The sequence below is a fragment of the Sphingobium sp. SG1 genome (assembly GCF_057063145.1).
This window is the reverse complement of sequence record NZ_JBVVOJ010000004.1, coordinates 380083-393063: the sequence shown is the minus strand read 5'-3', so window position 1 is coordinate 393063 and position 12981 is coordinate 380083. Positions and strand designations below refer to the sequence as shown.

Annotated in this window: 12 protein-coding genes; 3 read left to right on the top strand and 9 right to left on the bottom strand. The window is 65.6% G+C overall.

Annotation, left to right across the window (positions count from 1 at the left end; genetic code table 11):
* Nucleotides 1-116: 116 nt before the first annotated feature.
* From AC0KVN_RS12385 to AC0KVN_RS12345, 9 genes are all read right to left on the bottom strand, one after another.
* Nucleotides 117-1736, bottom strand: a complete 1620-nt coding sequence (locus AC0KVN_RS12385) for a DUF5597 domain-containing protein (RefSeq protein WP_435568025.1) — start codon at nucleotides 1734-1736, stop codon at nucleotides 117-119.
* Nucleotides 1737-1749: 13 nt separating this feature from the next.
* Nucleotides 1750-2094, bottom strand: a complete 345-nt coding sequence (locus AC0KVN_RS12380) for an L-rhamnose mutarotase (RefSeq protein WP_313230033.1) — start codon at nucleotides 2092-2094, stop codon at nucleotides 1750-1752.
* The gene (locus tag AC0KVN_RS12375) at nucleotides 2094-2861 is read right to left on the bottom strand and encodes an SDR family oxidoreductase (protein WP_435568026.1); all 768 of its coding nucleotides are present in this window, start codon (nucleotides 2859-2861) and stop codon (nucleotides 2094-2096) included. The genes AC0KVN_RS12380 and AC0KVN_RS12375 overlap by 1 nt, the downstream gene beginning before the upstream one ends.
* Complete coding sequence (locus tag AC0KVN_RS12370) at nucleotides 2834-4036, bottom strand: UxaA family hydrolase (RefSeq protein WP_125997478.1); 1203 nt, start codon at nucleotides 4034-4036, stop codon at nucleotides 2834-2836. Before AC0KVN_RS12370 ends, AC0KVN_RS12375 begins: the two co-directional genes overlap by 28 nt.
* Complete coding sequence (locus AC0KVN_RS12365) at nucleotides 4033-4341, bottom strand: UxaA family hydrolase (protein WP_159367062.1); 309 nt, start codon at nucleotides 4339-4341, stop codon at nucleotides 4033-4035. Before AC0KVN_RS12365 ends, AC0KVN_RS12370 begins: the two co-directional genes overlap by 4 nt.
* Nucleotides 4334-5317, bottom strand: coding sequence for an aldo/keto reductase (locus AC0KVN_RS12360; protein WP_435568027.1), 984 nt, complete (start codon nucleotides 5315-5317; stop codon nucleotides 4334-4336). The genes AC0KVN_RS12365 and AC0KVN_RS12360 overlap by 8 nt, the downstream gene beginning before the upstream one ends.
* Nucleotides 5314-6138, bottom strand: coding sequence for an amidohydrolase family protein (locus AC0KVN_RS12355; RefSeq protein WP_435568028.1), 825 nt, complete (start codon nucleotides 6136-6138; stop codon nucleotides 5314-5316). Before AC0KVN_RS12355 ends, AC0KVN_RS12360 begins: the two co-directional genes overlap by 4 nt.
* A complete protein-coding gene (fucP, locus tag AC0KVN_RS12350) occupies nucleotides 6135-7316 on the bottom strand; it encodes an L-fucose:H+ symporter permease (protein WP_435568029.1) in 1182 nt (393 codons plus the stop codon). Before fucP ends, AC0KVN_RS12355 begins: the two co-directional genes overlap by 4 nt.
* Nucleotides 7317-7468: 152 nt before the next feature.
* On the bottom strand, nucleotides 7469-10177 hold the full coding sequence (locus AC0KVN_RS12345) for a TonB-dependent receptor (protein WP_313394458.1): 2709 nt from the start codon (nucleotides 10175-10177) through the stop codon (nucleotides 7469-7471).
* 254 nt (nucleotides 10178-10431) lie between these two features.
* Between AC0KVN_RS12345 and AC0KVN_RS12340 the strand changes: the two genes are divergently transcribed.
* From AC0KVN_RS12340 to AC0KVN_RS12330, 3 genes are read left to right on the top strand one after another with little or no spacing between them, the layout of a single operon-like run.
* Nucleotides 10432-11223 (top strand): IclR family transcriptional regulator, encoded by a 792-nt coding sequence (locus AC0KVN_RS12340; RefSeq protein ID WP_161730179.1) that lies wholly within the window; start codon nucleotides 10432-10434, stop codon nucleotides 11221-11223.
* Nucleotides 11220-12188 carry an alpha/beta hydrolase gene (locus tag AC0KVN_RS12335; RefSeq protein WP_435568031.1) on the top strand — a complete coding sequence of 323 codons (969 nt, stop codon included), beginning with the start codon at nucleotides 11220-11222 and terminating at the stop codon, nucleotides 12186-12188. Before AC0KVN_RS12340 ends, AC0KVN_RS12335 begins: the two co-directional genes overlap by 4 nt.
* Nucleotides 12185-12979 (top strand): GDSL-type esterase/lipase family protein, encoded by a 795-nt coding sequence (locus AC0KVN_RS12330; protein ID WP_435568032.1) that lies wholly within the window; start codon nucleotides 12185-12187, stop codon nucleotides 12977-12979. Before AC0KVN_RS12335 ends, AC0KVN_RS12330 begins: the two co-directional genes overlap by 4 nt.
* Nucleotides 12980-12981: the final 2 nt, after the last annotated feature.

The window sequence follows — 12981 nt, the reverse complement described above, 5'->3', positions numbered from 1 at the left end:
CGCTGACGGAGGGGCAGGTGCCTCTTAGTGCTGCGCTATTGGGCCTGTGCCCCTCCACCGCCTGCGGCGGTCTCCCTCCCCAAGCAAGCTTGGGGAGGAATTGGGTCGCGTGCTGCTTAGCGATAGCGGCCCATCGTCACCTTGAGCCAGACCGGCTTGTCGATGATGTTGAGGCCATAATCGGTCTGGTCGCCATTCCAGATGCGATCGAAGACCCAGTTGTCGCCTTCGAAATGGCCTTCCTCGACCTTGACGATCATGCCGTTGGCCGGGGCGCCTTCGCGCGAGCCGAACTGGACGCGGACATGGTCACCGGTGAAGAGAAATTCGTTGGCCGAAAGCTGCGCCACGACCATGCCGCCGACCATCGCCTTGTCCCAGGCCGGGGTGTCGGCATTGGGGAACCATTCGCGCTGGCCGAACTGCCACTGGCCAAAGCTGGCCGTCACCGTCCAGTCGCCCATGGTGGTGCTGAGCGGCGTGCCGTCGTCCGGCCGTGCCGCGCCCCAGGTCGGGTGGGCGAAGGCGATCTTGGCCCAGGGACGCATCGCCGCGCCGAGCACACCGAATTTCGAGGCGAAGGCGTGGATGGTCGCGTCGTCGAAGCTCTTGGCGCCGAGCGGATAGTTGAAATAGTCGGCATCATCCATGCCGAAGGGCGCGAAGCCGATCGCCCCGCGCCCCAGCGCCGACCAGAAATAGCGGGCATATTCGGCGGCATTGCCGATCTCCGGCACCATCAGCGCATTGTCGGGACGGGTGTAGAGATCGAGATGCTTGAAGACGTTGCGGCTGCCCCGGTCATAAATGTCGGGCGCGGCGAGATCGAGCGAGGGTGCCGCCGCCTTCCAGATGTCGATCACGTCGCCCTGCGGCCCGCCACTCGACACGCTCATCGGGTCGACCGGCTTGTAGGGATCGGTCAGCGAGGCGTTCACATACATGGGCAGCGGCTTGATCGCCTTGCCGGCCTTGGCCAGTTCCTCGATATAGCGGGCGGTGTACCAGGTATTGAAAGTGCGATCGGCGGTGTCGCCGAACACGCTCTTCCAGTTGCCCGCCGGCTTCTTGAGGGCACGGGTCAGTTCGGCCGGGACCGGGCCTTCGAACAGTTTCTGCGCGGCGGCGCTGAAGTCACGGGGATTCTGGTAGCTGCCGACCTCATTTTCGGGCTGCACCATGATGACCGTATTCTGCGCATCATGATCGCGCACATAGGTCATGAGCTTGAGGAACGCGCGCTTGTCCGCCGCCAGCGTGGCCGCGCCATGGGGCGAAAGCACGCCATGATCCTTGCCATCGGCGGTCTTCATGCGCGGGAAGCGGCGATTGTCGAGCTTCACCCAGTCGGGGGTATAGGCAAGGCCGGTATTCTTCCAGGCGCCGAACCAGAGGAGGACGATGCGCTTGTCATGGGCGCGCGCCTCGTTAAGCAGGGTCTGGACGAAGCTATAGTCGAACTGGCCTTCCTTGGGCTCAAGCTGCTCCCAGGCGACCGGCACTTCGACCGTATTGGCATGGATGCTGTCGAGCCGGTCCCAGACCTGCTTCAGGGGCGCGGCATAATTGCTGCTGTTATTGACCTGGCCACCCAGCATCAGGAAGGGCGCGCCGTCGACGATCAGGGCATGGCGGCCATTCTTGCTCTCGATATGCGGCACTTGTCCGCCATTCTGGGCGAGCGCGGGGGTTGCGAGCAGCATGGCGCCCGTGAGCAGGGGAAGAAGATTGCGCATCAGATCGGGTCTCTCAGGGCTGTTCGTCTAGGGAAAATATGCGGGTGGCGGCGGTCCATTTGGCGCCGGGGACGGACCAGGGCAACGGCCGCTGGACGCCGTCCATCTGCGCTTCCCAGGCCTGCACCGCCGGATCGGCGGCGTCGGCCGCCGCCTTGGCCGCCGGGTCGAAATCCGGGCCGGTCTCCATCAGCATGACCAGCCGGTTGCCGCTGCGATAGATATCCATCGCCCGGACGTCGGCGGCGCGGATGCTGGTGCCGATGGCCGGCGGCAATGCGCCGGACGCATGCCATGCCTCATATTGGGCGATGGCGGCTGCATCGTCGGCGAGGTCGATCAGCAACACATGACGCATCACATCACCCAGCCGCCGTCGATCACATGGACCGCGCCAGTGGTGAAGGCAGCGTCGTCGCTCGCGAGATAGAGGACCAGACCGGCAATCTCCTCCGCCTTGCCGAGGCGTCCCATCGGCTGGCGCGCGACGAAGGCGGTCTGGGCGGCTTCATAATCGCCGGTATCGTGCAGACGTTGTTGCAGTGAAGGCGTGTCGACGGTGCCGGGGCAGATGCAGTTACAGCGAATGCCCTGTCCGACGAAATCGGCGGCAACCGCCTTGGTCAGGCCGATCACGCCCGCCTTGGTCGCGCCATAGGCGAAGCGGTTGGGGATGCCCTTCACCGAACTGGCGATGGAGGACATGTTGACGATCGCGCCCGCGCCCTTTTCCACCATGCCCGGCAGGAAGGCCGAAATGGTGTGATATTGGGCGGTCATGTTGAGCGCGACGGCAAAGTCCCAGTCGGACTGGCTGCATTCCAGGATATGGCCGGCATGGACGACGCCGGCGATGTTGGCGAGGATGTCGATCGGGCCGATGTCAGCCGCCAGGGCGCGCACGGCGGCGCCGTCAGTGACGTCGAGGGCGAGCCGCTCGCAGCCCTCCAGCCCGTCAAGCGCGTCGAGATCGCGGTCGGTGGCGAAGACGCGGGCGCCCTCCGCCACGAAACGCTCGACCGAAGCCCGGCCGATGCCGCGGGCGGCGGCGGTGATGAGCGCGGTCTTGCCGGCGAGACGGCCGTTCTGCGGGGCGCTCATGCGCGCGCCACCATCGGCAGACATTCGGGACCGATGGGATCGAAAGCCTTGTAGGTCAAAATAAACTCCTGATGGCCCAGTTGTTCGGAAAGGCTGCGCTCGCCCGCCGCGACGGCGAGGATGGCATCATAGATTTCCTGGCCGACCTGATCCAGGGTCGCTTCCCCCTCCAGGATGCGGCCGGCATTGACGTCCATGTCGGCGGCCAGGCGGCGGCCGGTTTCGGGATTGGCGCAGATCTTGATGACCGGCGAGATCGCCGATCCGACCACCGATCCGCGCCCGGTGGTGAACAGGGTGACATGCGCGCCACAGGCGATCAGCTCCACGATCTCGGCATTGTCGGAGATGTTGGGGAAGCCGAAGCGCGGCTCGCCATCGGGCACGACGTCGAGCAGATAGAGGCCGCCCATCGGCGGAATATCGCCCGGCTTCAATATGCCGTCGATCCGCGAGCTGCCCGACTTGCTGTAGGCGCCCATGGATTTTTCCTCCTGGGTGGTGAGGCCGCCTTCGGCATTGCCCGGCGCGAAGCTGCCAAAGCCCATGACGGTATAATAGGCCTCCGCCTTCTGCACGCAGGCCTCGATCGCGGCGGCGAGTTCGGGCGTGGCGGCGCGGTCGGCCATGATCTTCTCGCAGCCGACCAGTTCGCCGGTCTCCTCGAAGATGCAGGCTGCCCCCTCCGCCACCAGCCGGTCGAAGGCGCGGCCGACCGCCGGATTGGCAGTGATGCCGCTGGTGCCGTCCGACCCGCCGCAGATGGTGGCGACGACCAGTTCATCCACGCCCATCGGCACGCGCTCGACCGATGCGATCTGCGCCCGCACCCGATCGACCGCTTCCAGACCGGCGGCGATGGTGGCGGCGGTGCCGCCCTTTTCCTGGATCACCAGCAATTCGGCCGGGCGGCCGCTCGCCTCCACGACGGCGCGCAATTTTTCCCGGTTGAAGCTTTCGCAGCCGAGCGAGACGATGACGAGGCCGCCGACATTGGGATGGGTGGCGATCGCCTCCATCACCTTGGCGGCATAGGCATTGGGATAGCAGCCGGGAAAGCCGATCAGCTGGACATCGGGATCATCGGCCTTGTCGACGATGCGGCGCGCGACATGGTGCGCGCATTCGACCAGATAGGCGACGGCAACGACATTGCGGATGCCCTTGCGCCCGTCGGAACGAAGCCAGCCCTGGATCATGCGCCCTGCTCCAGCGCGGTGCGGGTGTGGCTGCTGATATAATCGCTCTTCATATTGTGCATATGGACCCATTGGCCGGCCACGACCGGCGCGGTCATCGACCCGATCGGCGCGCCATATTTGATGACCTTGTCGCCCTGCGCGAGTGCGATGCGGGCGATCTTGTGGCCGATCGCGATGCCTTCGCGCGCGGGGATGGTGCCGCCGGCGACGGGCAGGATATCGCCCGCCTCGATCGCGCTGACGCAGATCAGCACATTGTCGTCAGGGTGCAGCAGGATGAGGCGGCTGTCATGTTCAAGCATGGCTGTGGGCCTTGGCAAGAGGATGGGCACGGGCGGCGGCGTCGAGCGCCGGCCAGAGCGTGTCGGGGATGGAGGCGCCCAGGCGGGCGATCGTGTCATGGACCTGATCCGCGCCGACCAGGCCGGGGATCACGGCCATGACCTGCGGGTGGCGCAGCGGAAATTGCAGCGCAGCGGCGGGCAGCGCGACGCCGGCATCGCGGCAGAGCGCCGCCATGGCATGGGCGCGGGCAAGGATCACCGCGTCCGGGGCGGCATAGTCGAAATGGAGCGGGCCGCTGAGATCGCGGGCGACGATGCCGCTATTATAGGGGCCGCCGACGATGACCCGCACATCGGCGCTGGCGCAGCGGTCGAGCAGTTCCTCCGCGCCGCGATCGAGCAGCGTGTAGCGGCCGGCGATCAGGATCGCGTCCAGCTCCACCCGGTCGAGCAGTTCATGGCAGATCGCGACCTCGTTCACGCCGATGCCGATCGCGCCGATCGCGCCGGCATCCCGCAGGTCGCGCATCGCCCGATAGCCGCCGTCGAGGAAGGCGGCGAGATGATCATCATGCGCGTCGCCATGGGTCAGGCGGCCGATATCATGGGCGAGCAGCAGGTCGATGCGGTCACGACGCAGGCGCTTCTGGCTGCTCTCGAAGGACCGCAGCACGGCGTCATGGCCATAGTCGAAATGCGGCTCGAACGGGTCGGCGTCGACGAAGCCATGGCGTTCGCCCTGCGCATCGGTGGGCCGCAGCAGGCGGCCGACCTTGGTCGAGACGCGCGCCCTGCCCTGCGGGTCATGCTCGGCAAGCGCCGCGCCCAGCCGCCGTTCGGCAAGGCCAAAACCATAATGGGGGGCGGTGTCGAAATAGGCGATGCCGGCGGCAAAGGCGGCGTCGAGGGTGGCGCGCGCCTCCGCATCGCTGACGACGCGATAGAGATTGCCGATGGGCGCGGTGCCCATGCCCAGGTTGGGGAAATCGATCATGCGGCAGCTCCCTGCGTGACGCGATAGAGGCGCGCCGCATTGTCGGCGAAGATGGCGCGATGGGCCGCGACCGGCACCGAGGCGCGGGCGAGATCGAGCCAGGCGGCATAATCGGACGCGAGGGTCAGCACCGGCCAGTCGCTGCCCCAGAGCAGGCGGTCCGGGCCGAACAGGACGACCAGTTCGGCGATGAAGGGAGCGGCGGCGCCCTCCCCTGCCCCCGGCGCCAGCTCTGTCAGCAGGCCCGACAGCTTGCAGGCGACATTGGGGCAGGCGGCGAGATCGGCCATGGCGGCGCGCCAGTCGGCCGGGATCGTGTCGCCGACGAGCGGCTTGGCGGCATGGTCGATGATGATGCTGAGGTCGGGCTGGCGCCGGGCCAGCCGGGCGAGCGAGGCAAGATGCTGCGGCCGCACCAGCGCGTCGAGCACCAGGCCATGGCGGGCGAGCGCCGCGAAGCCGGGTGCCAGCGCCGGATCGTCGAAACAGTCGGGCGCGCGGCCCTGCATCATCGGGCGGATGCCGACCAGTGGGCCGGCGACCTGCATCGCGGCGACGCGAGCGGCGACGTCTCCCGTAAGATCGACCCAGCCGACGACGCCGGCGATGCAATCGGTTTCGGCGGCGAGTGACAGCAGCCAATGGGTGTCGACCTCTGATTCCTGGCTCTGCACTAGGATCGCGGCGTCGACCTTGTTGGCATCGAGCTGCACGAGCAGATCATCCAGCCCATAGTCGCGATGGATCGCCGGCAGGTCTTCGCCGGGCCAGCTGCAATCGTTGCGGCCGAGCTGCCAGAGATGGACATGGGCGTCGATCATGCCACCCCGCCCTTGCCGCGCATGCGATGGGCATAGGCCGCGACCACCAGGAAGCAGAGCGCGGGCACCACCATCGCCGCGTTGATCGTGCCGGCCATGTCGGAAATCAGGCCCATGAGCGCGGTCAGCACCGCGCCGCCAATGATGGCCATGACGATCATCGACGCGCCCGGCTTGGTCAGCGGGCCGAGGCCGTCGAGCGAGAGGACGAAGATGGTCGGATACATGATCGACATGAAGAAGCTGGCGGCCACCAGCGCGACGACGCCGGGCAGGCCGAGCCAGACGCAGCCGACCAGTGCGAGGCCGAGATTGACCAGCGCGAACAGCCGCATCAGCCGCGCGCCATCGAAACGGGAGAGCAGCGCCGCACCGGCAAAGCGGCCGGCCATGAACAGGCCGAGCGACAGGGTCAGCAGCCAGGCGGCATGCTGGGCGGTGATGCCCGGCAGCGCGGCCTGGGCATAGCGGATGAGATAGCTCCAGATGCCGACCTGCGCGCCGACATAGAAGAATTGGGCAGCGACCCCGGCCAGATAGCGCGGACGACGCAGCAACTGGCGATAGCCGGCCAGCGGCGAGGTGGCGCCGGCATGGCCCTCCACCGCCGCCTTCGGGAAAGAGGTGCGCGCGAGCAGAGCCGCCCAGGCCAGCACGACCAGCGCGATCAGCAGATAGGGCAGGCGCACGGCCGCGGCAGCAGTGGCGCCCTGTGCCGGCGCATCGGACAGGATCAGCGTTGCACCCAGCGCCACGCCGGTGATCGAGCCGAGCGGATTGAACGCCTGGGCGAGATTGAGGCGGCGGGCGGCACCGGCGGCATCGCCCAGCACCGCGACCATCGGATTGGCGGCGGTTTCGAGGAAAGCCAGGCCACTGGCGATCACGAACAGGGCGAACAGGAAGAAGGGATAGCTGACCGCGGCAGAGGCCGGCAGGAACAGCAAGGCGCCGAGCGCGAACAGCAACAGCCCAAGGATCACCGTCGCCTTGTAGCCGAAGCGCTGCGCCGTCAGCGCGGCGGGAATGGCGAAGCAGAAATAGCCCAGATAAAAGGCCGACTGGACCAGGCCCGAGGCGAAGTCCGAAAGGGCGAAGGCGTGCCGGAAATGGGCGATCAGCACGTCGTTGAGATTATTGGCAAGGCCCCAGAGGAAGAAGAGGCCGATCGTCAGCATGACCGCCATCCTTGTGGCGCCGCTATCTTCCTGTCTGTCTACCCTGGCATCTGCCTGCATCACCCATCCTCTCTATTGGCGAACATGGCAGGCCCGTCCCTGTTGGGATCGGGCCTGCGCAGTCGGGGGAGGTTATACGCCTCCCATGCGGATCAGTAGGTGATCCGGGCCGTCAGGCTGATGCGACGGTCATTGACCACCACGTCACGCGGACGGCTGTCGATGCCGAAATAGGTCGCACGACGGGTGTTGGTCAGGTTGGTGCCGTCCAGCGCCAGCGCGAACTGCGGCGTCACATTATAGCTGATCGACGCGTCGAGCTGACCGAAGGGCTTGTTGAATACCGGCAGGCTGCCGGTGCCGTTGCCCGCGGTGGTCACGACATATTTGCTGCGCCAGTTATAGGCGACGCGGGCCGACAGGCCGCCCTTCTCGTAGATGCCGACGATGTTGTAGTTATACTTCGACAGCAGTTCGAGCGGAACGTTGGTGACCGGGCCGCTGGTGGCGGGCGACGGTGCCTGCGAGTCCACATAGGTGAAGTTCGCCTGCATGCCGAGGCCGTCGAACGGACCGGGCAGGAAGTCGAAGAACTGCTGATAGGCGAGTTCGAAGCCCTTCACCTTGCCCTTGGCGACATTGTTGTAGGACGTCACTTCATATTCATAGCTGTTGCCATTGTCGAAGGTGACGTCGCGATAGGACACGGCGGTCTGGATGTAGTTCTTGATATTCTTGTAGAAGGCCGCTGCGGTCAGCGAGCCGGTCCGCGAGAAATACCATTCCACCGTCGCATCCAGATTGTCCGACTTCATCGGCTTCAGATACGGGTTGCCGCCGCTGGCCGTGTGGATCTGATCCTGCTGCGCGGCGCCCGGTTCGCTGATCGTCAGGCTGGGGTTGAGCTGCGTGAAGGTCGGACGCGAGATGTTCTTCGCGGCGGCGAAACGCAGCTGCAGATTGTCGGTCAGGTGGACGCGCAGGTTCAGGCTCGGCAGGACCGAGGTATAATCCTGCGACACGGCGATCGGGTTGAACACGGTCGGGCCGCTGACTTCATTGCCATTTTCGTCCAGCACGATCGGGGTCTGCTGATAATAGCCCGACACGTCGAGATTGGTGCGGACCACGCGGACGCCGATATTGCCGTCGATCGGATCGGCCTTGAAGAAGGCGGTGGCATAGCCGGTAAAGGTCTTCTGCCGCTGCTGGTTGGTGCCGCTCTGGGTATAGGCCGGCGCGCTGGCAATGCCCAGCGTGTCGAGCGTGTTCTGATAGTTGCGGATGATGCCGCGGTTGAAGGCGATGATGTTGCCGAACAGGTCGGCGTCGCCACGGAAGAAGTCGCCCAGGTCAACCGTTTCCAGTTCGCTGGGGATGCCCGACAAGCCGGTATAGCGATAGCCGGTGTCGATCGTGCGGTTCTTGCGGTCGGCATAGCGGAAGCCGGCCTTGATCGACGACAGGATGCCGGCATCGAAGCGATATTCGGCGTCGAGGCGCGCGGTCTTGTCCGACGCCTTCGATTCATTGAGGTTATCGAGATAGAAGGCGCTGGTGTAGGTCGCCGGGTTGGTGAGGCCGGTTTCCGAACCGATGTTCACGACCGGGACCGAACCGGAAATATCCTGATAGAGGGTGTCGGCAACGCCGTTCAGGCCGAAGATCGAGCGCAGATTCTTGGTCTTGGCATCGACATACTGGCCGTCGGCGGTGATCGTCAGATTGTCGACCGGCTTCCACTTCAGGTTCAGCGAATAGTCCGTCGTGGTCGAATGACGGGTCTGGGCGCTGGTGTTGTTGCCGACCGGCACGTCGATGAAGGTGCCGCTCTCGAAATCGCCATTGTCGGCATAGGTGAAGGCAGCGCCCGGCTGCGGGATGATCGCGCTGCCCGAGCTGTAGGCGAAGAAGCTATAGTCGTCGAAACGGAACTTGTAGTCCGAACGGAAGACTTCGGCGGTCAGTTCCAGCGTGTCGCTGGGGCGCCACTGGAGCGCGACATCGGTGCCGAGGCGACGGCGATCGCCATAGACTTCGCCGATACCGGTACCATGCGGCAGGGTCGTGGTCTGGCCGGTGCGGCCCAGGCTCGCCAGCACTTCGGCGTCGGTCGCGTTGGTCGGATCGAGCGTGTAGAAGGGCTCGGTCGAGATCGTGTCCTGACGGAAGGCGGTCTTCTGGAAGGAGACGCTGGCGAGGATGCCGATTTCACCGATGCCGGTGTCCCAGCGGTCGCTGACCATCAGCGAGGCCGACGGCTTGAACTTGTCGGTCAGATCGAAATAGCTCTGGGTCGCGGTGGCGGCGACCTTCAGGCCATCGAAATCGAACGGCTTGCGGGTGCGGAAGTTGATCGTGCCCGACAGCTGATCCTCGATCAGGTCGGCCGACGGATTCTTGTAGACGTCGATGCCCGACAGCAGTTCGGACGGGATGTCTTCCAGGTTCAGCTGGTTGGCGCCCGAGGCAGTGAAGATGTCGCGGCCGTTGAGTTCGGTGCGGACCTGGGTCAGGCCGCGGATCGCGACCGAGCTGCCTTCGCCATATTGACGCTGGACCTGGATGCCGGTGATGCGCTGCAGCGCTTCGGCGACGTTCCGATCGGGCAGCTTGCCAATGTCTTCGGCGACGATCGAGTCAACGATCACATCGCTGTTGCGCTTGATCGACTGGGCGCTGGAAAGGCTGGCGCGGACACCGGTGACAACGATGCCATCTTCGGACGCAGGAGCATCGCTCGACTGTTCCGCAGCCACATCCTGGGCGTGCGCCTGCACGCTGCACCCCAGCATGACGCTGGCGAGCGAGATACCGGCGAGCAATTCCGCACGCGACGGCACGTTAAAATTCTTGAACATTTGGTCCCTTCCTCTCCCCTGGCCCCTGGTCGGAGCACTGATCGATTCGGCGCCGCGATGCCGCGGCAAAAACATATTCCCCTGCCGTGATATTTCCCTATTGGGAGCGATACCAACGCGGCGTCCTATTACTCTCCGTTTCCAATTTGTGAAATATAAAAATTGATTTCACCTGTAGATGGTGTGTAGGGAAGGACCAACAGATGATGGCGCTACCAAAGGCGAGATAGCGCCCGATTGGTGAGGGGATCGGGATGGAAGGCAAGGCGCGCTACCAAGCGCCGGCCCTGAAGAAAGGGCTGGAAATTCTGGAGCTTCTGGCCGGTTCCAGCGAGCCGCTGATCATGTCCGACATCTCCGCCGCGCTTGGCCGGTCGGTCAGCGAGATTTTCCGCATGCTCCAGGTACTGGAGGAACATGGCTATATCGCCCGCGCCGAGGATGGCTATCGCCTGACCAACCGGCTGTTCACCCTGGGCATGAGCCAGCCGCCGATTCGCGACCTTGCCTCCACCGCCCTGCCGGTCATGCAGGAACTGGCGCGCCAGGCCGGGCAAAGCTGTCATATGGCGGTGGTGTCGGGCGCGGAAATGGTCGTCATCATCGCGATCGAGGCGCCGGGCCTGTCCGGCTTTGCCGTGCGCGTGGGTTATCGCCGGCCGCTGCACCGCTCCAATTCCGGCCGCATCCTGCTCGCCTTCCAGTCGCCCGAAAATCGCGAGGCGATGCTGAAGGACATCCGGGCGAGTGATCCGCAGTTTGAGGAAGGCGATCTGGTCGCGCGGCTGGACGCCGCCGTCGCGGCGGGCGGCGCGGTGTCGCCCAGCCCGATGCTGACCGGCATCACCGACCTGTCGGCGCCGATCCTGGTCGGCGGGATCGCCCGTGCATCGCTGACCATGCCCTTCGTCGACGGCGCCGCCAACCGGGCGAGCATCGAGCAGTGCAATGACCTGGTGCGCGCCGCCGCGCAGGCGATCGGCGCGGCCATGTCGCCGATCAAGGATGCGCCGTCCCGCGCCACCGCCATGGAGGAAGAGCAATGACCCTGCTGGATCGCCGAAGCGCGCTGATCGCCGCCGCTGGCCTTGCCGCCCTGCCCGGCCTTGCCGCCGCGCAGACGACGACGGCCGACGAGGTGATCGAGCTGTGGCCCGGACCGCCGCCCGGCGACACGCGCGCGCGGATCGTCCGCAAGATCGACGACCAGTCGAAAGACCCGGCCAAGCCCGATCGCTGGGTGACGGGGATCGCCCGCCCGGTGCTGGTGGTGCGCCGCCCTGCCCGCCCCAATGGCGCGGCGATGCTGGTGGTGCCCGGCGGGGGCTATGGCTTCCTGTCCTATGACAATGAGGGCACGAGCCAGGCCGCCTGGCTCAACGAACGGGGCATCACCGCCTTCATCCTGCTCTATCGCCTGCCCGGCGAAGGCTGGGCGCAGCGGCAGGATGTGCCGTTGCAGGATGCCCAGCGCGCGATGCGGCTGATCCGCGCGCGGGCTGTCAATTTCGCTGTCGACAAGGGCCGCGTCGGCGTGCTCGGCTTCTCGGCTGGCGGCCATCTGGCGGGATCGCTGGCGACGCGCCATGGCGAGCGCGTCTATGCCCCGGCCGATGCCGCCGATCGGGAAAGCGCGCGCCCCGATGTCGCCGGCCTCATCTATCCGGTGGTCAGCCTCGACGCGCCCTTCACCCATGGCGGGTCGCGCGACATGCTGCTGGGTGAAGGCGCCAGCGCCGACATGCGCCGGGCGCGATCGGTGGAGATGCGGGTGGACGCCGATACGTCACCCATCTTCCTGGTCCATGCCAGCGACGACGGACTGGTGCCGCCGACCAACAGCATCGCCCTGTTCCAGGCGATGGAACTCGCCAGGCGCCCGGTCGCGCTCCATATCTTCGAGGATGGCGGCCATGGTTTCGGCACCCGCCTGCCCAGGACGATGCAGGCGTCAGCCTGGCCCGGCCTGTTCATGACATTCGCCGCCAAGCAGGGATTGCTGGCGCAATGAAGACAGCGCTGTCGATAGGCCTGCTCGCGCTTGTCGCCAGCGCTGCGTCCGCAGCACCGGACTCCTATCAAAGTTCGCCCGAACGCCGCACCGTCGCGGAAAAGGATTGGGGGCCATGGCTTGGCCCGTTCCGCGCCAGGCTGGTGCCCAGCCTGATGCAGGATTTTGGCGAACGCTATCTTTACGCCCCGGCCAATGCCGCCCTGCCCGCGCCGAAGGCGGGCGAGCAGCGCGTCGTGTTCCTGGGCGATTCCATCACCGATCGCTGGAACCTGGCCGCCAGCTTCCCCGGCAAGCCCTATGTCAATCGCGGCATCGGCAGCCAGGTGACGGCGCAGATGCTGCTGCGCTTCCATCAGGATGTCGTGGCGCTGAAGCCGAAGGTGGTGGTGATCCTGTCCGGCATCAATGACGTTCAGGGCTTCCTGCAGCAGGAAACATCTGAACAGATCGAGGCCAATTGGGAAGCAATGGCCGACATCGCCACCGCCCATCATATCAGGGTCGTGTTCGGATCGATCCTGCCGGTCAACAACTACACGGATGCGGCGAAGGATGTCGTGGCGGAGCGCAAGCCGGCCGAACTGGTCGCGCTCAACCAGTGGCTGCGTGTCTATTGCGCGCAGCACGGCCATGTCTTTGCCGATTATCATGCCGCGATGGTCGACCAGAATGGCCTGATGGCCGCCGCCTATACCCAGGATGGCGTGCATCCGCTGGACAATGGCTATGCCGTGATGGCGCCGATCGCCGCCAGGGCGATCGCGCAGGCGCTAGGAACAAGGAAATGAGG

Bases quoted from the DNA above. Each gene is read 5' to 3' on its own strand.
- AC0KVN_RS12365 (WP_159367062.1), bottom strand. From the start codon at position 4,341: ATGCTTGAACATGACAGCCGCCTCATCCTGCTGCACCCTGACGACAAT.
- AC0KVN_RS12380 (WP_313230033.1), bottom strand. From the start codon at position 2,094: ATGCGTCATGTGTTGCTGATCGACCTCGCCGACGATGCAGCCGCCATC.
- AC0KVN_RS12385 (WP_435568025.1), bottom strand. From the start codon at position 1,736: ATGCGCAATCTTCTTCCCCTGCTCACGGGCGCCATGCTGCTCGCAACC.
- AC0KVN_RS12335 (WP_435568031.1), top strand. From the start codon at position 11,220: ATGACCCTGCTGGATCGCCGAAGCGCGCTGATCGCCGCCGCTGGCCTT.
- AC0KVN_RS12375 (WP_435568026.1), bottom strand. From the start codon at position 2,861: ATGTCTGCCGATGGTGGCGCGCGCATGAGCGCCCCGCAGAACGGCCGT.
- AC0KVN_RS12340 (WP_161730179.1), top strand. From the start codon at position 10,432: ATGGAAGGCAAGGCGCGCTACCAAGCGCCGGCCCTGAAGAAAGGGCTG.
- fucP (WP_435568029.1), bottom strand. From the start codon at position 7,316: ATGCTGACGATCGGCCTCTTCTTCCTCTGGGGCCTTGCCAATAATCTC.
- AC0KVN_RS12345 (WP_313394458.1), bottom strand. From the start codon at position 10,177: ATGTTCAAGAATTTTAACGTGCCGTCGCGTGCGGAATTGCTCGCCGGT.
- AC0KVN_RS12370 (WP_125997478.1), bottom strand. From the start codon at position 4,036: ATGATCCAGGGCTGGCTTCGTTCCGACGGGCGCAAGGGCATCCGCAAT.
- AC0KVN_RS12330 (WP_435568032.1), top strand. From the start codon at position 12,185: ATGAAGACAGCGCTGTCGATAGGCCTGCTCGCGCTTGTCGCCAGCGCT.
- AC0KVN_RS12355 (WP_435568028.1), bottom strand. From the start codon at position 6,138: ATGATCGACGCCCATGTCCATCTCTGGCAGCTCGGCCGCAACGATTGC.
- AC0KVN_RS12360 (WP_435568027.1), bottom strand. From the start codon at position 5,317: ATGATCGATTTCCCCAACCTGGGCATGGGCACCGCGCCCATCGGCAAT.